This window comes from Amycolatopsis arida, from assembly GCF_900115565.1.
GTDB classification, from domain to species: domain Bacteria; phylum Actinomycetota; class Actinomycetes; order Mycobacteriales; family Pseudonocardiaceae; genus Yuhushiella; species Yuhushiella arida.
In genome coordinates this window covers 17,060-35,414 of sequence record NZ_FOWW01000010.1, presented here as the reverse complement: position 1 = coordinate 35,414, position 18,355 = coordinate 17,060, and the positions used below count along the sequence as shown (strand labels likewise).

The window sequence follows — 18,355 nt, the reverse complement described above, 5'->3', positions numbered from 1 at the left end:
CGGCGTGCGGCTCGGCTATCACATCGGTTACTGGACGACCGGCCCGACGCCGGGCGCGCTCGAGGCGATCGTGCGGGCGGAGGAGCTGGGGTTCGAGTCGGTGTGGACGGCCGAGGGCTACGGCTCCGACGCGTTCACCCCGCTGGCCTGGTGGGGCGCGTCGACCTCGCGGATCAGGCTGGGCACGAACATCGTGCAGATGTCGGCCCGCACCCCCACCGCCACCGCGATGAGCGCGCTCACCCTGGACCACCTGTCCGGCGGCCGGTTCGTCCTCGGCCTCGGCGCGTCCGGTCCACAGGTGGTGGAGGGGTGGTACGGGCAGCCGTACCCGCGGCCGCTCGCCCGCACCCGCGAGTACGTGGAGATCGTTCGGCGGGTGGTGGCCAGGGAGGAGCCGCTCACCTTCGACGGCGAGTTCTTCCAGCTGCCGCTGGCCGGCGGCACCGGGTTGGGCAAGCCGTTGAAGTCCACGGTGCACCCGCTGCGCCGGCGCATCCCGATCCACCTCGCCGCGGAGGGGCCGAAGAACGTGGCGCTGGCCGCCGAGATCGGCGACGGCTGGCTGCCGCTGTTCTTCTCGCCGAGGAGCGACGGGTTCTACCGGGCCGCGCTGGCGGAGGGCTTCGCCCGGCGGGCCGACGGCGCGCCCGACCCGGCGGAGTTCGAGGTGGCCGCGTCGGTGCCGGTGATCGTGCACGACGACGTGGAGCAGGCGGCCGACATGATCCGCCCGGCGCTGGCGCTCTACATCGGCGGCATGGGAGCCAAGGGCGTCAACTTCCACCACGATGTGTTCGCCCGGATGGGGTATGCCGACGTGGCGGACAAGGTCCAGGACCTGTACCTGAGCGGGCGCAAGCAGGAGGCGGCCGCGGTGATCCCGACCAGGCTGGTGGAGGACACCTCGCTGATCGGGCCGCCGGCGAAGATCCGCGACGAGCTGGCCGCGTGGGAGGAGAGCGTGGTCACCACGCTCCTGCTCCGCGGCGACGCCGCGACCCTGGAGAGGGTCGCCGACGTCCTGTCCTGATCCGGTCCCGTCCGTTCTGATCCGCGGACGTCGGACCCTGGTCAGACCGCCGCCCAGCCGTTGTCCACCGGGAGCACGACCCCGTTGATGTTGCTGGCGGCGTCCGAGGCGAGGAACCCGAGCACGGTGAGGTCGAGTACGCCCTCACCCGCGCCGAGTGGGAGGCACGCGGCCGGGGTTAGGGCCGTATCCCGCGCTGCTCAGGAGGTACCGGAGCTGCCCGGCTGTGGCCGGCGTGCCCGCCACCGAGGCCTGGACGGTGTCGGCCGCGGAGATCCGGTCGGCGGAGTCGGCCTGGACCGTGGCCTCGTGCCAGGCGAGCTCCTGGTCGTTGATCCACCAGGCCCACGCCGGATCGTCGTCGCGCACACCGTCCAGCTAGAGCGACGCCGACGCCCCGGAGTCCGCCGGACCGAGTCGGACGAGCGGGCCGGTGGTGGGGCGGGGTCACGGCGATGACACGATTCCCCCGATCACCCACCTCGGAGGTGGGCGATCGGACCGGAAGTTCCGCAACCCGGGCACAGCGTCGAGGAGGTCCCGTGGCCGAGCTGACCCCGCGCACCCGGCTCGGCTACTCGCTCGGCTCCTTCGTCACCGGAGCCTTCGGGACCGTCCCCGGGCTGCTCCTGCTGCCCTACCTCACCGACACGATGGCGGTGCCGGCGGCCGTGGCCGGCGCGATCGTGCTGCTGCCCAAGGCGTGGGACGTGCTGTTCAACCCGCTCGCCGGGCGGCTGTCCGACGCGGGCCTGGCGCGGCACGGCAGCCGGCGCCCCTTCCTGCTGCTCGGCGGGATCGGCGTCGCCGTGTGCTTCGCCGCGCTGTTCGCCCACCCCGGGCTCGGCTCGATGCCCCGCGACGCCGCCTATGTGGTCGCCGTGTTCTTCCTCTGCGCCACCGCGTTCGCGTTCTTCCAGGTGCCCTACAACGCACTGCCCGCCGAGATCACCGACGCCTACGACGAGCGCACCCGGCTGACCAGCTGGCGGATCGCCGTGCTGGCGCTGGCGATCCTGGTGTCCGGCGCGGGTGCCCCGGCGATCGCCGACGCGGTTGGCGGGATACCCGGCTACCGGGTGATGGGCGTCGCGGTGGCGGCGCTGATGATCGCCGGCACCGTCGGCGTGTACCTCGGGCTGCGTCGCGCCCCGGTCGGCGCCCTGCGCGCGCCCACGCCCCGGTTCCGCGAGCTGCTGGCCACCATGCGCGAGTGGCGGTCGTTCCGCTGGCTGCTGTCGGTGTACTTCGTGCAGGCACTCGGCGTGGGCACGCTGCTCGCCGGCGTGGTCTACGTCGCCAGGTACGTCCTCGGCGACCCCGGGCTGCAGTCGCTGCTGTTCGCCGGCTTCGTCGGCCCCGCGCTGGTGGTGATGCCGCTGTGGAACCGGCTGGGCCAGCGCGGCGGCAAGTTGCTCGGCTTCCGGGTCGCCACCGCGGTGTTCGCCGTCGCGCTGTTCGGCCTGGTCGGGGCCAGGGTGCTGCCGCTGCCGGTGGTGTTCGGCTTCGTGGCGCTGGCCGGCATCGGCTACGCCGGCATCCAGGTGTTCCCGCTGGCGATCCTGCCGGACCTCATCACCGCGGAGGAGGAGCGCACCGGCGCCACTCGGGCCGGCGTCGCCGCCGGGGTGTGGACCGCCGCCGAGACGCTGGGTCTCGCGCTCGGCCCCGGGCTGTTCGGGCTGGTGCTCGGCCTCGGCGGCTACGTGTCCACGGCCGGCGGCATCACGGTCGCGCAGCCGGGCAGCGCCGTGGCCGCGATCGTGGTCGGCTTCTCGGCCATCCCGGCGGTGCTGGTGCTGCTCGGCATCCCGCTGCTGCCCCGCCGCGTGGTGGCCGGACCGGGGCGGGGCCGGGTGCTGGAGCCGCGGCCGTGAGCGCACTGCCGGAGCGGGGCCGGCCGGCCGCCGACGTGCTGGCCGAGCTGCGCGACCGCCGCGCCGGCGACCTGCCCACCTCCGGCGGCCGCACGCTGGCCTACGTCTACGACAGCGGGGTGGCCGGGCTGGACGAGCTGGCCGCGGCGGCGCACGCACTGGGCGCACCGGCCAACGCGCTCGATCCCACCGCCTTCCCCAGCCTCGCCGCCATGGAGAACGACCTCGTGGCCGCGGCCGCCGGGCTGGTCGGCGGGGGAGCGGAGACGGTCGGCACGGTCACCTCGGGCGGCACCGAGTCGTGCCTGCTCGCCGTGCTCGCCGCGCGCGAGGCCAGGCCGGACGTGGCCCGCCCCACCATGGTGCTGCCGGCCACCGCGCACGCGGCGTTCCACAAGGCGGCCCACTACTTCGGGGTGCGCGCGGTGCCGGTGCCGGTGAACCCGGTGACCTTCCGGGCCGACCCGGCCGCGATGGCCGCCGCGGTCGACGGGTCCACCGTGCTCGTGGTGGCCAGCGCGCCGTCCTACGCGCACGGCGTGGTCGACCCGGTGGCCGAGATCGCCGAGACGGCCACCACGGCGGGCGCGCGGCTGCACGTCGACGCCTGCATCGGCGGCTGGGTGCTGCCCTACTTGCGCCGGCTCGGCGTCGCGGTGTCCGACTTCGGGTTCACCGTCCCCGGCGTCAGCAGCGTGTCGGTGGACCTGCACAAGTACGCCTACTGTCCGAAGGGCGTGTCGGTGCTGCTGCACGCCGACGCCGGGCTGCGCCGCGCACAGTTCTTCGCCAGCGCCGACTGGCCCGGCTACACCATGCTCAACACCACGCTGCAGTCCACCCGCTCCGGCGGTCCGGTGGCGGCGGCGTGGGCGGTGCTGCGACACCTGGGCGACGCCGGCTACCTGAGGCTGGCGGAGGCGACGCTGGCGGCGGTGCGGGCGATCCACGACGGGATCCGGGAGATCGACGGGCTGCGGGTGCTCGGCGACCCGGACGCGACCCTGCTCGCGCTGGGCACCGACGGCGAGGTGGACTTCGACCTGTTCACGGTGGCCGACGAGATGCGCGTCCGCGGGTGGTACCTGCAACCGCAGTTCGCGCACGGCGCGGCACCGGTGAGCCTGCACCTGACGGTGACCGCCGCCAGCCACGGCGGCGAGACCTGGCTGCTGGCCGACCTCGCCGCCGCGGTGGCCGCCGCGCGCGCCGCCGGCCCGGTGGTCGTCGACGACGAACTGGCCGGGCTGATCGCGGCGCTGGACCCGGAACAGCTGACCGGTGCGCAGTTCCGGACGCTGCTCGCCGAGGCCGGGCTCGGCGCCGACGGCGGCCTGCCGGACCGGATGGCCGAGGTGAACGCACTGCTCGCGGTGTCGCCGCCCCGACTGCGGGAGCGGCTGCTGCTCGAGTTCCTCGGCATGGTCTTCCGCTGAGCACCCCACTCGCACCGCCACCCGATCGGGAGTGGTGCCGCCGGTGACAGTGCCCGGTGCCGCGCACGACCACGCCCACGGCGAGGGTTGCCGGCACGTCGCCGTGCCGCACGGCGACCACGTCGACCACGTGCACGTCGGCCACCGGCACGCGGCGCACGACGGGCACTACGACGAGCACTACGACGGGCACTACGACGAGCACTGAGCCAGCGGGCACTCGATGCCTGCCGCCGCCGGCCGGGGGTGCGGTTTGGCTGGCGGCGGTGTCACCGGGTGTCGTCAGGCGCGTTCTCGGAGCGGTGGCCGTCCACCGCCGGTCAACTGTCGCCGGTGCGGTGGGCGTGCCGGACCAGCCGCCGGGGAACGAGCCGGCGCCGGCCGTCGACGACGACCGGCACCAGGTCCACCGGCGCGGCCTTCCACTGTGCCCGCCGGGACCGGGTGTTGCTCCGGGACGTCTTCCGCTTCGGTACGGCCATCAGCGCGCACCGTCCCTTCGCCCGTACCGGCGGTGGAACTTCTCCACCTGGCCGGCCGTGTCCATGATCCGCCGGGTGCCCGTCCAGAACGGGTGTGACCACGCACTGACGTCGACCACCACCAGCGGGTAGGTGTTGCCGTCGGACCACTCGATGGTCTTGTCCGAGGTGATCGTCGACCGGGTGACGAACGCGTCGCCGGTCGAGCGGTCCTGGAACACCACCGGGTGGTAGTCGGGGTGGATGCCGGGTTTCATCGGCTTTCGTCCTTTCCGTTGCGCACGTTCACGTCGCGCCGGTCCGGGTCGCCGTCGCTGCCGGCGCACGGGTCGGCGTGCCATTCCCCGAACGGGTCCGGGTAGTCCCGCCACGCCTCCGGCCCCGCCGCCAACTCCGCGTCGGTGAGCAGCGCCCCGGTGAGCGCGGCGTCGATCTCCTCGGGTGTGGCCGTGTGGGTGACCACCACGAGCTCCTGCGCCCGGTCGCCGAACACCGGGTGCCAGCGCAACGACGCCAGCGTCCTGCGCTCGGCCGACACCTCGTCCCACGCCGGCCCGTCCGGCGCCGCCAGCCATGGCCCGGCGTGCCCGATGCCGAGCCCGCCACCGGCCGACTCGATCCAGAACGCCACGTCCGGCTGGCTGGCCACCCACGCTCGTCCGCGGGTGCGCACCACCCCGTCCAGCAGCACGTCGATGGCCTCGTGCAGGCGCTGCGGGTGGAACGGCCGCTGGGCGGTGAAGGTCAGCAGCGCGATCCCGCAGTCGGGATGCAGCGGCGGCTCGCCAAGCAGCAGCGGGCCGTGCTGGTCGGTGACCTCGCCGCGGCGGGCGTTCGCCGGCACCGCGGCGCGCACGGTCTCCGCGTCGAGGTCCGTCAGGTCGAGCCGGGCCGCCGCCGGGGCCACCCGGTCCAGCACGGCGGCGGTCCGCGCCGCCCGCCACGCGTCGGTGCCGTCGCCGGTGTCAGTGTCGAGGTCACCGCCGAGGACCACCACGTCGGCGAACTCCACCTGGGACAGCGCCACCTGGGCGAGGGTGCGCTCGTCGTCCGGGCTGGCGGCGAGCCCGCGCTCGGCAAGGACGTCGTCCCCGGTCGCGGCGTCGAACCAGGTGTCGCGGTCCACCACGGTGACCACGGCCTCGAGGTCGACGTCCTCGATCACCGGGCGGTCGCCGACCAGCACGTGCCGCAGTGCCCAGCTCACCGGCTCCGGCTCCATCGCCTCGTCGAGCCACACCACGATCCGCCGCACGCCGGGCGTCCCGGCGAGCCGCCGGACCAGCGGCAGGAGGTCCTCGCGCAGGGTGCAGGACACGCAGCCGTGCGCCAGCTCCAGCGCGATCAGCTCGTCCCGCCGGTCGAGCCACAGCCGCCGGCGCACCACGCCGGAGGTGACCTGCCGGAGGTCGTGGTGCACCACGGCGGTGCCGGGGCCGCCGGCGCGCAGCGTGTCGGCGAGCCGGCGGCCGAGCCCGGGGGAGAGGCCGCTGAGCAGGGTCAGGGGTACGCGGAGGTTCTGGGTCACGCGGGCTTCCTCCATCGACCCACACCGGGTCGTCGGTCGGGCGGTACGGTCGGCTGTGTACAGTAGTTGACAATGACTATCAATTTCAATTTGGGAGGGCATGTGTCAGGCGTGTGCCAGGTCACCGGCCGGCGGCCCGGGTACGGCAAGCAGGTGTCGCACTCGCACCGCAGGACGTCCCGGCGCTGGGACCCGAACCTGCAGACCCGCAGGTACTGGGTGCCGAGCGAGGGGCGCCACGTCCGGCTGCGGGTGTCGACCAAGGGGATGAAGACCATCGACCGGCGCGGGATCGAGGCCGTGCTCGCCGAGCTGCGCGCGGCGGGGGTGCGGGTGTAGATGGCACGCGACGACATCCGGCCGATCGTGAGGCTGCGCTCCACGGCCGGCACCGGCTACACCTACGTGACCAGGAAGAACCGACGCAACGACCCGGACAGGATGGTGCTGCGCAAGTACGACCCGGTGGCCCGCCGGCACGTCGAGTTCCGGGAGGAGCGCTGATGGCGAAGAAGTCCAAGATCGCGCGTGACGCGCGGCGCCGGGTCGTGGTGACCCGGTACGCCGAGCGCAGGGCCGAGCTGAAGCGGGTGATCCGCTCGCCGCGGTCGAGTCCCGAGGAGCGCGCCACCGCCGTCTCGGCGCTGCAGGCACTGCCCCGCGACGCGAGCCCCACCCGGCTGCGCAACCGGGACGCCGTGGACGGCCGGCCGCGCGGCTACTTCCGCGCGTTCGGGCTGTCCCGGATCCGGCTGCGGGAGATGGCGCACCGCGGTGAGCTGCCCGGCGTGAGCAAGTCGAGTTGGTGAGGTCGATGACACGGAACCACCGGGCCAGGCCGGCGAAGCGGCGGCCCAACGCGCTGGCCGTGGCGGGAGTGTCCGAGGTGGACTGGAAGGACACCGACCTGCTGCGCCGGTTCATCTCCGACCGGGGCAAGATCCGCTCGCGGTGGGTGACCGGGCTGACCCCGCGGCAGCAGCGGCAGGTCGCCACGGCGATCAGGAACGCCCGCGAGATGGCCCTGCTGCCCTACCCCAACGCCCGCCGCGGCTGACCACCCCGCCCGCGTGTTCGCCGTCCCGGTCGCCAGGTTGGCGTCGTGCGGCGCGAACACGGTGACGTGGACGGCGAACACGCCGGGTGGGGCTGCTCGCGCTGTCGCGGTCGCACGCGAGTGAGCAACCTGACCGCGCGGCCCGCGAGTAGGGCCGGCATGCTTGGCGCATGTCCGAAGAGCACCACTACCTCGTCGGCCTGGACCTGCGCGGCCGGCGCGTCGTCGTGGTCGGCGGCGGCACGGTCGCCCAGCGCCGGCTGCCCCGCCTGGTGCGCGCCGGCGCGGCCGTGGAACTGGTCTCGCCGCACACCACCCCGTCGGTGCAGGCGATGGTCGACGCCGGCGAGGTGGTGTGGCACCGGCGGCGTTACACCGCGGGCGACCTCGACGGCGCCTGGTACGCGCTGGCGTGCACCGACACCCCCGCGGTCAACGAGGCGGTGTGCGCGGAGGCCGAGCGGGCTCGGGTGTTCTGCGTCCGGGCCGACGCCGGGGTCGAGGGCAGCGCGGTCACCCCGGCCAGTGGCGAGCACGACGGCCTGCTCGTCGGGGTGCTCTCCGGTGGGCAGCCGCTGCGTTCGGCGGCGGTGCGCGACGCGCTGCTCGACGCGCTGCGCACCGGCGCCGTGACCGACCCCGGCGACGACCCGGCGGGCGGCGAGCGGGGTGGGGTGGCGCTGGTCGGCGGCGGGCCGGGCGACCCCGAGCTGATCACCGTGCGCGGCCGCCGGCTGCTGGCCCGCGCCGACGTGGTGGTGACCGACCGGCTCGGCCCGCGCGAGCTGCTCGACGAACTCGCCCCGCACGTCGAGGTCATCGACGCGGCGAAGATCCCCTACGGCCGGGCGGCGAGCCAGGAGGTGATCAACGCCGCGCTGGTCGACAACGCGCGAAAGGGCCGGTTCGTTGTCCGGCTCAAGGGTGGCGACCCGTACCTGTTCGGCCGCGGCTTCGAGGAGGTGCTCGCCTGCGCCGAGGCCGGGGTGCCAGTGACCGTGGTGCCCGGCATCACCAGCGCGTTCGCCGTGCCGGCGCTGGCCGACGTCCCGGTCACCCACCGCGGCGTGGCGCACGAGGTGGTCGTGGTGTCCGGTCACGTGCCGCCGGGGCACCCGCAGTCGCTGGTCGACTGGGACGCGCTGGCCCGAATGCGCGGCACGGTGGTGCTGATGATGGGGGTGGAGCGGCTGGAGACCTTCGCCGACGCCCTGCTCGCCGGCGGCCGGCCGGCCGACACCCCGGTCGCCGTCATCCAGGACGGCACGATGCCCACCCAGCGGGTGCTGCGGGCGACGCTGGGCACCGTCGCGGCGGAGGCGGCCGCCGCGGGGGTGCGGCCGCCCGCGGTCACGGTCGTCGGGCCGGTGGCCGGGCTGGTGGAGGAGCAGGTCAGCGGCGCTCGTGGCAGCGCCGCGCGAAGTCGGTGATCGCCTCGGTCAGCCGGGTCGGAGCCAGCCGCAGCTCGACCGGGCTGCGGGCCTGGACGAACTCGGCGTCGGGCAGGTCCGCGGCCAGGGTGTCGGCGTCGCCGAAGGGGTGCACGGGGTCCCGCTGGTGGCCGATCACCAGCGCGGGGACCTCGATCCGCCGGCGGGCCGCCCGCGGCGGCGCGATCCGGCCGAACAGCACGCCGTGGATGAGCGCGGCCATCTCCGCCGGTCGCTGGTCGAGGGTGTCGGTGACGACGTCGACCCACTGGTTGCCGTGCGGCACCCGGTGCGCCACGGCCGCCACGGCCCGCACGGTGAGCGGGGCGAACCGGGCGGCGAACAGCAGCGGGGTGAACGCGAGCAGCCCGGCGACGATCGCGTTGTCCAGCACCGGCATCTCGACCACCATGCCGCGCAGCCGCTCCGGCGCGGCCACCGCCACCTCCAGCGCCACGTTCGCGCCGAGCGAGGTGCCGCCCACCACCGCCCTGTCGACGTCGAGGTGGTCGAGCAGGCCGACGGTCTGCTCGGCGAAGGCGGTCATCGAGTACTGCCACGACTCTCGCGGGCGGTCGGACTCGCCGTGGCCGAGGAGGTCGAGGGTGACCGCCCGGAACCCGGCGTGGGCGAGGCCGCGGGCCAGCGGCGCGTGCATCCTCCGGGTGAGCATCAGGCCGTGGGCGAGCACCACGACCCGGTCGCCGGCGCCGAACTCGGTGTAGGCGAGGCGGTGCCCCTCATGGGTGAACGACCCGGCGAGCTCGATCGGCCGGGCGGCCCGCCGCCCGTGCCGGGGGAGCGGAGCGGGCACCGGCGGCGGCACGTCCGGTGCCGGCGCGGCGGCGGAGCTGACGGAGCTGGCGGAGCCGACCATGGTGGGAACTCCTTTCCGCATCGACGCTGTCGCTGTCGCTGGCCCTGGTGACCCGGGAACCTCGGTAGCAGTAGGAAACCATTCCGCGGCGACAACGGCATAACGGCGCCTCGAGGCGGCCGTGCCATCAAGGCCACCGTTGCGCCCCGCTGCGCGACAACGGCGAAGCCCGCGCGGTAGGGGAGCGCTGAGCAAGCACGGTGACGCGCAGCGTCTCCGTTGGGGTGGTGGGGGAGACGGGTGGGCGCCATGACGGTGGCCTGCACGGCGTCGAGTAGGGCCGGGGAGGTGTGCGGCACACCCGCTGGCAGGCTGCCAACGGATCCGCCAGGATGCCCCCATGACCGAACCCGCTGACGCGCTGTCCGACCTGGTCTCGCTCCGCGTGGAGCGCTCGGGACGGGTCGCCGAGGTGACCCTGCTCGGCCCCGGCAAGGGCAACGCGATGGGCCCGGACTTCTGGCGCGAGCTCCCGGTGGTGTTCCGGGCGCTGGACGCCGATCCGAACGTGCGGGCGATCGTGCTCACCGGCAGCGGCGAGCACTTCTCCTACGGGCTGGACCTGCCGGCGATGATGCCGCGCTGGGCGGAGTACCTCTCCGGCGGGGCGCTCGCCGGCCCGCGCACCGGGTTCCTCGAGGAGATCCGGACGTTGCAGGCCAGTGTGAGCGCGCTGGCCGAGATCCGCACCCCGGTGATCGCCGCGGTCGCCGGCTGGTGCATCGGCGGCGGCGTCGACGTGATCAGCGCCGCCGACATCCGGCTGGCCAGCGCCGACGCGAAGTTCAGCGTCCGCGAGGTGAAGGTGGCCGTCGTCGCCGACCTGGGCAGCCTGCAGCGGCTCGGTGCGATCATCGGCGAGGGGCACCTGCGCGAGCTGGCGTTCACCGGCAGGGACATCGACGCGGCGCGGGCCGAGCGGATCGGCCTGGTCAACGACGTCTACCCGGACAGGGACGCGCTGGTCGCCGCGGCCCGCGCGCTGGCCGCGGAGATCGCCGCGAACCCGCCGCTGGTGGTGCGCGGGGTCAAGGAGGTGCTGGCGGAGAACACCAGGGCCCAGGTGGAGGCGGGGCTGCGCTACGTCTCGGCGTGGAACTCGGCGTTCCTGCCCAGCAAGGACCTCGCCGAGGCGACCCAGGCGTTCCTCGAGCGCCGGGAACCGCGGTTCACCGGCGAGTAGGGCCGCGCTCCCCGCGGTGGTCACCCAGCGTGACCGGAACCGGGATGCTCTTGTCTATTGTGGACGGCCTCTGACCGGCCTTGTTTGCGGTTTGTCAATAACCTGGGTGAACATGGTCCGTTGCGGGTTAACGAACGGGACCTTTCGGCCGACTCTTGGGGTGAGCGTGCGCGACGGTGCCACGGCACCGGCCGCGCGGGCGATCCCTCCCCAGGAGTGAACACCGAGAGCGATGAGCACCGAAGCAGAGAGCGTGTCCGCGGAGAGCGAGTCCGCGCCGGTCGCGCCGTCCATGCCGGCCGTGCCGGCCACGCCGTCGAACCCCGCCGGAGTCCCCCCGACCACCCCGTGCACCGTGGTGTGGAGCCAGGGACGCCCCTACGTGCTCGACGGCAGCGTGGGCCGGCCCCGCTGGATGGGCACCGACGCCCACGGCCGGCCGCAGGCGCTGACCGGGGACGACCTGCGCCGCAGGGGCTGGAGCTTCCGGCGCGCGTCGGGGTGACTGAGCCGCCGAGCGCCGCCGCCCAGCGTCTGTGCGGAGACGGTGCGAGCCGCCCGGATACGGTGGGCGGTGTGACTGAGCGGGAACCGGCCGGCGGCGAGGCGAACACCCTGGCGCGGCAGGCGCTGACCGCGCCGAACCTGCTGTCCATCCTTCGCCTTGCCCTGGTGCCGGTGTTCCTCTGGCTGCTGCTCGGCCCGAAGGAGGACGGCTGGGCGCTGGCGATCCTGCTCTTCGCCGGCGTCAGTGACTGGCTCGACGGCAAGCTCGCCCGGTGGCTGAACCAGATGAGCCGGCTCGGGCAGCTGCTCGACCCCGCCGCGGACCGGCTCTACATCGCCGCCACTCTGCTGGCGTTCCTGGTCCGGGACATCGTGCCCTGGTGGTTGGTCGCCGTCCTGCTGGCCCGCGAGCTCGTCGTCGGCGGCTGCCTGCTGGTGCTGCGCCGGCACGGCTTCGGCCCGCCCGAGGTGACCTACGTCGGCAAGAGCGCCACGTTCAATCTCATGTACGCCTTCCCGCTGCTGCTGCTCACCCAGGGTGGCTCGACGCTGGCGGAGGTCGCCCGTCCGGTCGCCTACGCGTTCACCGTCTGGGGTGGCGCGCTGTACCTGTGGTCGGGTGCGCTCTACGTCATCCAGACGGCGCGGGCCGTCGCGACCCCTCGGGGTGCCGGCGCGGTCGGGTAGGTGACAGACTTTCGCGCACGACACCACCGGCAAGCCACGGCTGGAAAGGGGCCCGACGTTGTCCGCTCCGGAGGAACTCCGCTACACCGAAGAACACGAGTGGGTAGCCGTCCGCGAGGGCGGCACGGTGCGGGTCGGGATCACCGAGTACGCCCAGGACCAGCTCGGTGACGTCGTGTTCGTCGACCTTCCCGAGACCGGGCGGCAGGTCGCGGCCGGTGACGTGTTCGGTGAGATCGAGTCGACCAAGAGCGTCTCCGAGCTGTTCGTCCCGGTGGACGGCGAGATCGTCGCCGTGAACGACGCCGTCGCCGACTCCCCGGACCTGGTGAACAGCGACCCCTACGGTGAGGGCTGGCTGATCGAGATCCGGCCGGACGACGTCGCGAGCGTCGACGGCCTGCTCGACGCGGACGCGTACACGCGGCTGACCGAGAGCTGACCCCAAGATCACCGGGCCCGCCGCGGACCGGGCGATTCGCTGAGTCTGATGCCCGCGCTCCTCCCGCGTCCGCTCCTCCCTCGCTGGCGCTCGGTCGATGCTCGGCGGTCGTCGCGCGACGGGGCCGCTTGGGGGAGCCCCGGCACTCGGAACCGATCAGGCACGGTACGTTGGCAGCAACACTTCCGAGTCACTTACCCTCAGTGCGTTAGGAGAGCTCAGGTGAGCACGAACGACGGGCCCGACGTTCCCCCGGAGCAGTCTCCGGAACGGACCTCCGTCTTCCGGGCCGACTTCCTCTCCGAGGCCGAAGGCCAGGAGGCGCAGGCGCCGGAGCCTCCGGTCGCCGGTGTCGACGCGCTGCCCGCCGGTACGGCGTTGCTGGTCGTCAAGCGGGGTCCGAACGCGGGCTCGCGCTTCCTGCTCGACCGGGACACCACGAGCGCGGGTCGCCACCCGGACAGTGACATCTTCCTCGACGACGTCACCGTATCCCGACGGCACGCGGAGTTCCGCCGCGAGGGCGGGGAGTTCGTGGTGATCGACGTGGGCAGCCTCAACGGCACCTACGTCAACCGGGAGCCCGTCGACCAGGCGGTGCTCGCGGGCGGTGACGAGGTGCAGATCGGCAAGTTCCGCCTCGTCTTCCTGACCGGGCCAGGGCACGGGGGCCAGGGGGCGCGGTGACGGCGGCCGGGCGGCCACAACGCGAAGGGAACCAGCGGGACGGGTTGAGCATCGGGGCGGTGCTGGCGCAGCTGCGCACGGACTTCCCCGACGTCACCATCTCCAAGATCCGGTTCCTCGAGTCCGAGGGCCTGGTCCGGCCCGGCCGGACGCCGTCCGGGTACCGGCAGTTCACCGCCGCCGACGTGGAGCGGCTGCGGTTCGTGCTGGCCGCCCAGCGGGACCACTACCTGCCACTCAAGGTGATCAAGGAGCAGCTCGACGCGGCCGACCGCGGGTTGGAGCCGGCCGCCGCGCTGCCCCGCCTGCCGCGCCGGCTGGTGCCGCTCGGGGGCAACGGCCGCGCTGAGGCTGACGCGCGGTCCACCGCGTTGCCGAGCAAGGACGACTTCGCGGCGCAGCGCGAGATCCGGCTGACGCGCGAGGAGTTGCTGGCCGAAGCCGGCATCGACGCCGCCATGCTCGGTGAGCTGGAGCAGTACGGCCTGATCCGCCCCGGCGCGGCCGGCTTCTACGATCCCGACGCGGTGCAGGTCGCCAGCACCGTCCGTGCCATGACCGAGTACGGCATCGAGCCGCGGCACCTGCGGGCCTACCGCGCCTCGGCCGACCGGGAGGTCGGCCTGCTGGAGCAGATCGTCGCGCCCGTGTACCGACACCGTGACGACGCGGCCAAGGAACGCGCCGACGAGCTGGTGCGGGAGCTGGCCGCGCTGTCGGTCGCGCTGCACACCCTGCTGGTCAAGGCGGGTATCCGGGGGGTAACCGGCGGGTGACCCGACTCGGCGACGCCCGGCCGGTGGTCCGGCGTCTGTTTCGCCACATTGTCGTGACTCAACGTCGGCCCCGGAATGCCGTACGGTTAGGCATGGGTTTGCCCATGGTGGAACCCGAGAACGGACACAGCGAGCACACGCAACGGCGAGCACAGCGCGCGGAAGACGGGTAGCGTCGGCGGTGGCACCACGGCCGACGCGAAGGATCGCGAAGGATCCCGACGAGCGCTGCGGCCCGCGCGCAGGAGAGGGAGGCGAAGCCCGATGAGCGAGATGCGCGTCGTCGGTGTGCGGGTCGAGCTGCCCGCGAACCAGCCGATCTTGTTGCTGCGGGAGACAGAGGGCGAGCGGTACCTGCCGATCTGGATCGGCTCGGTCGAGGCCACCGCGATAGCGCTGGAGCAGCAGGGCGTCCGGCCGGCCCGGCCGTTGACGCACGACCTGCTCAAGGAGGTCATCGCCGCGCTGGGGCGGGAGCTCGAGCAGGTGGTGATCACCGACCTGCGGGAGGGCACGTTCTTCGCCGAGCTGGTCTTCGACGGTGACGTGCGGGTCTCCGCGCGGCCCAGCGACTCGATCGCGCTGGCGCTGCGGGCGGGGGTGCCGATCCACGCCGAGGACGGTGTGCTCGAGGAGGCCGGGCTGATCATCCCCGACGAGCAGGAGGACGAGGTGGAGAAGTTCCGCGAGTTCCTCGACTCCGTCTCGCCGGAGGACTTCCGCGGCGCCGACACCTGACGCCCCCTCGTGGGTCGACGGCCGCCTCCCACCCACCGCGGTCCCGAGCCGGCTCGGGTTCGTTTCCGCCCACGGCGCGCATTCCCGCCACCCCGCGAACTTCCCGATTGTCCCGCTAGGCGCGGGTGGCCCGCTCGAACAGGTCGGCCAGCTCGCGGCCGTACACCGCGAGGTCCAGGTTCGGCCGCGTGGCGTGGTGCAGGGCCACCCCATCCAGCGCCTGCCGGATCGCCATCGCCATCACCGCGGCGTCGAAGCCACCGAACGCCCCCTCTCGCTGTCCCTGCCGCAGTTGCCGCTCCATCCGCCCGGTGCGCAGGTCCTGCCACACCAGCCCGTCGAGGGTGTCGTCGTCGGCGTGGCGGCCGATCTCGACCAGTGCCTTTGCGTGCTCGGGATACGCGCCGAGGAAGGCCACCTCGGCCTCGATCTGGGCGCGCAGCATGGCGATCCGGTCGGCGTGTGCGGGCAGCCGCTCGGCGAGGAAGGCGTCCCACGTGTCGACGATGGCGCCGACCGTCGCCGCCATCAGATCCTTCTTGCCGGCGAAGTGGTAGGAGATCATCCGGGTGCTGCTCAGCCCGGCGCGCTGGACGATCCGGGCGAACGATGTGCGGGGGTAGCCCACCTCGGCCAGTGTCGTGATGGTCGCCGCGACGATCTGCGCGCGGCGGGTCGCCTCGGTGACGCTGAGCCCCATGCCTCGGCCGAGGTCCCCCTGGTGCTGGGTTGTTACCTGCATGAGTAAAGTTTTACCTGGGTGAGTAAGTTGGGTCAACGTGGGTCAAGTCTCGATATCGCCTTGAGGGTGCCCGCGCGTCGCGTTGACCGGTTCGGTACGCCCGCTTACCGTCAGAAGAGACGAATCGCGTCGGTGTGACTCACTCCTGGGTCGCCGACCGGCGGCGATGTCGATCCGAAGGCCGCACTCGCGGGCCTCGGAGTGTTCGTTCGCCGGCCAAGGAGGCCGGGCGAGGGGAGGCATGCGTGGTCGAGGACAAGCCGATCCGGGCTGCCGACGGCGAGCAGGGTGAGCTGTTCCCCGACGCGTCGTTGCCGGACGAGCTGGTCGGTTACCGGGGGCCGGCGGCGTGTCAGATCGCCGGGATCACCTACCGGCAGCTCGACTACTGGGCGCGGACCCAGCTGGTGGCGCCGAGCATTCGCACCGCGCACGGCTCCGGTTCCCAGCGGCTGTACTCGTTCAAGGACATCCTCGTCCTGAAGATCGTCAAGCGGCTGCTCGACACCGGGGTGTCGTTGCAGAACATCCGGGTGGCGGTGGAGCATCTGCGCGCGCGCGGCGTGCGGGACCTCGCCAGGGTGACCCTGTTCTCCGACGGCACCACGGTGTACGAGTGCACCTCGCCAGAGGAGATCGTGGACCTGCTGCAGGGCGGGCAGGGCGTGTTCGGCATCGCGGTGAGCGGTGCGATGCAGGAGATCAGCGGGACGATCCACGAGTTCCCGGCGGAGCGCGCCGACGGTGGCGTGGTGGAGCACGTGGTGTCCGACGAGCTGTCCGAGCGGCGGCGGGCCCGGCGTACCGGCTGAACCCCGTGCCGTCGATCACCGGCGCGCGCCGGTGGCCAACGCGGGCCGGCACCGCGTGCCCGGTGCTTCCGGTGGCGCGGTAGGGTGAGCGCGCAGTCGCCGAACCCGCGCGGGAGAGACCGGGCCACCGACAGTGGGCCCGGCGCCGAAGGAGCAACTCCTCCCCGGAACCTCTCAGGCACCAGGACCGCGCGGGTGAGACGCCTCTGGAAAGCGGGTCGGCGGGACACCCTCCGGCGACCCCGCCGACGGTGCAAGCCCAGCGGAAAGCCGGGCGAACCTCTCAGGCGCCCGCGGGCGGGCACGGACAGAGGGGGAGGGCCGGTTCTCACCGGCACGTCCGGCGACGTGCACGCGGCGGCCGCACGCCCGACGCGCGTGGGGCGGGGACAGACCACCCGCCGAACCAGCGCCGTCCGCTCGGCGCACCCGTAGGTCGCGCCCCGCGCGCGATGCCACCATCCCCGGGACGGCGAGTTCCACGTTCGCCAGGCGGGCGTTGCCTGGGAGCCGGCCTCCTCGCGGGGCCCGGCACGGGCGAAAGGGTGGGGGAGAACCACGGCACGCGTCTCGCCGGTGATGTCTGGACGCCCGACCCGGCCCAGCGCCAGCCCCCGCGGGGCCGGCACGGGCGACGAGGATCGGTCGCCGCCGGTCGGGCTACCCGGCGGCGTGGAAGGACTCGTCCGGTACCACGCTCGCCGTGGCGCGGGCCAGCACCGCGCCCTCGGGATCGCGCACCTCGGCCACGGTCACCATCCGCCGCCGCCCGGCGTGCAGCAGCTCGGCGCGGACCGCGTAGGTCGCGCCGACGGACGGTGGGAGCAGGTAGTCGACGCTCAGGCTCAACGTCACCATGGGGTCGCACCGGCGCCCGGCGCTCACCGCCGCGGTACAGCATGCCTGGTCGAACACCATCGCCGTGTAGCCGCCGTCCACGCCGCCCATCACGTTGCGCACCTCGGGTGTGGGCGTCCAGGCCAGCTCGACGTCGCCGGTCCGCACCGCCGCCAGCCGCAGCCCGATCCGGTGATAGCCGCGCGGGTGCGGCAGCCGACCCTCGGCCATGGCGGCCAGCGTCTCCCGGCCGGACAGCTCGTCACGCGCGGCCGCCATCGCGGCGAGGAACTCGGGATCCGGTGTCGTCCTCATGCCGCCACCCTGGCCGCTCGCGAGACCCGAGTCGATGACCTCCGGGGTAATGGCGGTCCCGCCCCGCGCCCCGTACGGTCGGCCCGTGACCAGGACCCACCCACCCGCCCCGCGAACACACCACCAGCGCGGAGTGGGGGAGCTGCTGCGCGAGTGGCGGCACCGGCGCCGCGTCAGCCAGCTCGAGCTGGCCGTCACCGCGGACGTGTCGGCCCGGCACCTGAGCTTCGTCGAGACCGGAAGGGCCGCGCCGAGCCGGGACATGGTGCTGCTGCTCTGCGCGCACCTGGACGTCCCGCTGCGGGAACGCAACCAACTGCTGCTCGCCGCCGGCTACGCCCCTGTCTACGCCGAGCACGCCCTCACCGCCCCCGAGCTCGCCGCGGTCCGGGACGCCGTCCGCGGGTTGCTCCGCGGCCACGAGCCCTACCCGGCCGTGGTGGTGGACCGGAAGTGGAACCTGGTCGAGGCCAACAGCAGCATCGCCGTACTGGTCGACGGTGTGGCGCCGGCACTGCTGGAACCACCGGTGAACGTGCTGCGGGCGACCCTGCATCCGAACGGCATGGCCCCCCGGATCGCCAACCTGGGGGAGTGGCGTGCCCACCTGCTGGGCCGGCTCCGCCGGGAGGTCGACGTCACCGCCGACCCGGACCTGACCGACCTGCTGCGCGAGCTGCGCGGCTACCCGTGCGCCGAGCCGGTGCCCGAGGTGCTGGCACCCAACCCCGGTGACCTCGTCGTTCCGCTGCGGTTCCGGTACGGCGGCATCGAGTTGGCGTTCTTCAGCACGGTCGCGACCTTCGGCACCCCGCTGGACGTGACGCTCGCCGAGCTGTCGATCGAGTCGTTCTTCCCCGCCAACGCCGCCACCGCCGCCGTGTTGCGGGGCGACGGGAACCTCTGACC

25 protein-coding genes and 1 riboswitch are annotated in these 18,355 nt (G+C 73.6%); of the genes, 18 read left to right on the top strand and 7 right to left on the bottom strand.

The window, feature by feature from the left end; genetic code table 11:
* Positions 1-4 precede the first annotated feature (4 nt).
* Positions 5-1,033 (top strand): LLM class F420-dependent oxidoreductase, encoded by a 1,029-nt coding sequence (locus tag BM051_RS23680; RefSeq protein ID WP_092534669.1) that lies wholly within the window; start codon positions 5-7, stop codon positions 1,031-1,033.
* 144 nt (positions 1,034-1,177) lie between these two features.
* On the opposite strand, the gene BM051_RS30065 is transcribed toward BM051_RS23680, so the two are convergent.
* Positions 1,178-1,402, bottom strand: a complete 225-nt coding sequence (locus tag BM051_RS30065) for a hypothetical protein (RefSeq protein WP_092534666.1) — start codon at positions 1,400-1,402, stop codon at positions 1,178-1,180.
* Positions 1,403-1,575: 173 nt separating this feature from the next.
* Between BM051_RS30065 and BM051_RS23670 the strand changes: the two genes are divergently transcribed.
* The 3 genes from BM051_RS23670 to BM051_RS23660 are packed head-to-tail and all read left to right on the top strand — an operon-like array spanning position 1,576 to position 4,554.
* Complete coding sequence (locus BM051_RS23670) at positions 1,576-2,910, top strand: MFS transporter (protein WP_177216994.1); 1,335 nt, start codon at positions 1,576-1,578, stop codon at positions 2,908-2,910.
* Positions 2,907-4,346 (top strand): pyridoxal phosphate-dependent decarboxylase family protein, encoded by a 1,440-nt coding sequence (locus tag BM051_RS23665; protein ID WP_243859758.1) that lies wholly within the window; start codon positions 2,907-2,909, stop codon positions 4,344-4,346. The genes BM051_RS23670 and BM051_RS23665 overlap by 4 nt, the downstream gene beginning before the upstream one ends.
* Before the next feature lie 43 nt (positions 4,347-4,389).
* Positions 4,390-4,554, top strand: coding sequence for a hypothetical protein (locus tag BM051_RS23660; RefSeq protein ID WP_208326020.1), 165 nt, complete (start codon positions 4,390-4,392; stop codon positions 4,552-4,554).
* A gap of 112 nt (positions 4,555-4,666) precedes the next feature.
* Here the strand turns inward: BM051_RS23660 and rpmF are convergent, their stop codons facing one another.
* Genes rpmF through mrf form a run of 3 tightly spaced genes read right to left on the bottom strand, consistent with a single transcriptional unit; the run spans position 4,667 to position 6,356 of the window.
* Positions 4,667-4,828: a 50S ribosomal protein L32 gene (gene rpmF / locus BM051_RS23655; RefSeq protein ID WP_092534657.1), complete on the bottom strand. Its 162-nt coding sequence runs from the start codon at positions 4,826-4,828 to the stop codon at positions 4,667-4,669.
* The gene (locus BM051_RS23650; RefSeq protein ID WP_092534654.1) at positions 4,828-5,085 is read right to left on the bottom strand and encodes a type B 50S ribosomal protein L31; all 258 of its coding nucleotides are present in this window, start codon (positions 5,083-5,085) and stop codon (positions 4,828-4,830) included. The genes rpmF and BM051_RS23650 overlap by 1 nt, the downstream gene beginning before the upstream one ends.
* Entirely contained in the window at positions 5,082-6,356 is a 1,275-nt protein-coding gene (gene mrf / locus BM051_RS23645; protein ID WP_177216993.1) for a ribosome hibernation factor-recruiting GTPase MRF, read from the bottom strand. The genes BM051_RS23650 and mrf overlap by 4 nt, the downstream gene beginning before the upstream one ends.
* A gap of 102 nt (positions 6,357-6,458) precedes the next feature.
* Between mrf and rpmB the strand changes: the two genes are divergently transcribed.
* The 5 genes from rpmB to cobA all read left to right on the top strand — a co-directional run bounded on the left by rpmB (position 6,459) and on the right by cobA (position 8,843).
* Positions 6,459-6,695, top strand: a complete 237-nt coding sequence (rpmB, locus tag BM051_RS23640) for a 50S ribosomal protein L28 (protein ID WP_092534648.1) — start codon at positions 6,459-6,461, stop codon at positions 6,693-6,695.
* Entirely contained in the window at positions 6,696-6,860 is a 165-nt protein-coding gene (gene rpmG / locus BM051_RS23635; RefSeq protein ID WP_092534645.1) for a 50S ribosomal protein L33, read from the top strand.
* Positions 6,860-7,165, top strand: coding sequence for a 30S ribosomal protein S14 (gene rpsN, locus BM051_RS23630; protein ID WP_092534642.1), 306 nt, complete (start codon positions 6,860-6,862; stop codon positions 7,163-7,165). The genes rpmG and rpsN overlap by 1 nt, the downstream gene beginning before the upstream one ends.
* A 5-nt stretch (positions 7,166-7,170) precedes the next feature.
* On the top strand, positions 7,171-7,413 hold the full coding sequence (gene rpsR / locus BM051_RS23625; RefSeq protein WP_092534640.1) for a 30S ribosomal protein S18: 243 nt from the start codon (positions 7,171-7,173) through the stop codon (positions 7,411-7,413).
* Positions 7,414-7,583: 170 nt separating this feature from the next.
* A complete protein-coding gene (cobA, locus tag BM051_RS23620) occupies positions 7,584-8,843 on the top strand; it encodes a uroporphyrinogen-III C-methyltransferase (protein WP_092534637.1) in 1,260 nt (419 codons plus the stop codon).
* Here the strand turns inward: cobA and BM051_RS23615 are convergent.
* On the bottom strand, positions 8,806-9,720 hold the full coding sequence (locus BM051_RS23615; protein ID WP_092534634.1) for an alpha/beta fold hydrolase: 915 nt from the start codon (positions 9,718-9,720) through the stop codon (positions 8,806-8,808). The genes cobA and BM051_RS23615 overlap by 38 nt on opposite strands.
* A gap of 340 nt (positions 9,721-10,060) precedes the next feature.
* Here BM051_RS23615 and BM051_RS23610 point away from each other — a divergent pair, with 340 nt between their 5' ends.
* The 7 genes from BM051_RS23610 (at position 10,061) to BM051_RS23580 (ending at position 14,740) form a co-directional block, all read left to right on the top strand.
* Positions 10,061-10,903: a crotonase/enoyl-CoA hydratase family protein gene (locus BM051_RS23610; protein WP_092534631.1), complete on the top strand. Its 843-nt coding sequence runs from the start codon at positions 10,061-10,063 to the stop codon at positions 10,901-10,903.
* 232 nt (positions 10,904-11,135) lie between these two features.
* Positions 11,136-11,408 carry a hypothetical protein gene (locus BM051_RS23605; RefSeq protein WP_424923309.1) on the top strand — a complete coding sequence of 91 codons (273 nt, stop codon included), beginning with the start codon at positions 11,136-11,138 and terminating at the stop codon, positions 11,406-11,408.
* Between the two features lie 71 nt (positions 11,409-11,479).
* On the top strand, positions 11,480-12,097 hold the full coding sequence (gene clsA, locus BM051_RS23600; RefSeq protein ID WP_092535087.1) for a cardiolipin synthase ClsA: 618 nt from the start codon (positions 11,480-11,482) through the stop codon (positions 12,095-12,097).
* A gap of 58 nt (positions 12,098-12,155) precedes the next feature.
* The gene (gcvH, locus tag BM051_RS23595) at positions 12,156-12,539 is read left to right on the top strand and encodes a glycine cleavage system protein GcvH (RefSeq protein WP_092534628.1); all 384 of its coding nucleotides are present in this window, start codon (positions 12,156-12,158) and stop codon (positions 12,537-12,539) included.
* Between the two features lie 222 nt (positions 12,540-12,761).
* Positions 12,762-13,226: a glycogen accumulation regulator GarA gene (garA, locus tag BM051_RS23590; protein WP_092534625.1), complete on the top strand. Its 465-nt coding sequence runs from the start codon at positions 12,762-12,764 to the stop codon at positions 13,224-13,226.
* Positions 13,223-14,002, top strand: a complete 780-nt coding sequence (gene ftsR, locus BM051_RS23585; protein WP_166677830.1) for a transcriptional regulator FtsR — start codon at positions 13,223-13,225, stop codon at positions 14,000-14,002. The genes garA and ftsR overlap by 4 nt, the downstream gene beginning before the upstream one ends.
* 264 nt (positions 14,003-14,266) lie before the next feature.
* Complete coding sequence (locus BM051_RS23580) at positions 14,267-14,740, top strand: bifunctional nuclease family protein (protein WP_092534619.1); 474 nt, start codon at positions 14,267-14,269, stop codon at positions 14,738-14,740.
* Between the two features lie 115 nt (positions 14,741-14,855).
* Here BM051_RS23580 and BM051_RS23575 read toward each other — a convergent pair whose 3' ends face one another.
* A complete protein-coding gene (locus tag BM051_RS23575; RefSeq protein WP_092534616.1) occupies positions 14,856-15,482 on the bottom strand; it encodes a TetR/AcrR family transcriptional regulator in 627 nt (208 codons plus the stop codon).
* A 245-nt stretch (positions 15,483-15,727) separates the two neighbouring features.
* On the opposite strand from BM051_RS23575, the gene BM051_RS23570 reads away from it, so the two are divergent.
* Complete coding sequence (locus BM051_RS23570; RefSeq protein WP_092534613.1) at positions 15,728-16,294, top strand: MerR family transcriptional regulator; 567 nt, start codon at positions 15,728-15,730, stop codon at positions 16,292-16,294.
* A gap of 100 nt (positions 16,295-16,394) precedes the next feature.
* Positions 16,395-16,494, top strand: a riboswitch (glycine riboswitch).
* A gap of 460 nt (positions 16,495-16,954) precedes the next feature.
* Here the strand turns inward: BM051_RS23570 and BM051_RS23565 are convergent.
* Positions 16,955-17,446, bottom strand: coding sequence for a PaaI family thioesterase (locus BM051_RS23565; protein WP_092534610.1), 492 nt, complete (start codon positions 17,444-17,446; stop codon positions 16,955-16,957).
* 85 nt (positions 17,447-17,531) lie between these two features.
* Between BM051_RS23565 and BM051_RS23560 the strand changes: the two genes are divergently transcribed.
* Positions 17,532-18,353: a helix-turn-helix domain-containing protein gene (locus tag BM051_RS23560; protein ID WP_243859756.1), complete on the top strand. Its 822-nt coding sequence runs from the start codon at positions 17,532-17,534 to the stop codon at positions 18,351-18,353.
* Positions 18,354-18,355: the final 2 nt, after the last annotated feature.

Coding starts and splice junctions, on each gene's coding strand:
- rpmF (WP_092534657.1), bottom strand. CDS start 4,828: ATGGCCGTACCGAAGCGGAAGACGTCCCGGAGCAACACCCGGTCCCGG.
- BM051_RS23650 (WP_092534654.1), bottom strand. CDS start 5,085: ATGAAACCCGGCATCCACCCCGACTACCACCCGGTGGTGTTCCAGGAC.
- rpmG (WP_092534645.1), top strand. CDS start 6,696: ATGGCACGCGACGACATCCGGCCGATCGTGAGGCTGCGCTCCACGGCC.
- rpsN (WP_092534642.1), top strand. CDS start 6,860: ATGGCGAAGAAGTCCAAGATCGCGCGTGACGCGCGGCGCCGGGTCGTG.
- rpsR (WP_092534640.1), top strand. CDS start 7,171: ATGACACGGAACCACCGGGCCAGGCCGGCGAAGCGGCGGCCCAACGCG.
- cobA (WP_092534637.1), top strand. CDS start 7,584: ATGTCCGAAGAGCACCACTACCTCGTCGGCCTGGACCTGCGCGGCCGG.
- BM051_RS23615 (WP_092534634.1), bottom strand. CDS start 9,720: ATGGTCGGCTCCGCCAGCTCCGTCAGCTCCGCCGCCGCGCCGGCACCG.
- BM051_RS23610 (WP_092534631.1), top strand. CDS start 10,061: ATGACCGAACCCGCTGACGCGCTGTCCGACCTGGTCTCGCTCCGCGTG.
- BM051_RS23605 (WP_424923309.1), top strand. CDS start 11,136: ATGAGCACCGAAGCAGAGAGCGTGTCCGCGGAGAGCGAGTCCGCGCCG.
- BM051_RS23580 (WP_092534619.1), top strand. CDS start 14,267: ATGAGCGAGATGCGCGTCGTCGGTGTGCGGGTCGAGCTGCCCGCGAAC.
- BM051_RS23575 (WP_092534616.1), bottom strand. CDS start 15,482: ATGCAGGTAACAACCCAGCACCAGGGGGACCTCGGCCGAGGCATGGGG.
- BM051_RS23565 (WP_092534610.1), bottom strand. CDS start 17,446: ATGAGGACGACACCGGATCCCGAGTTCCTCGCCGCGATGGCGGCCGCG.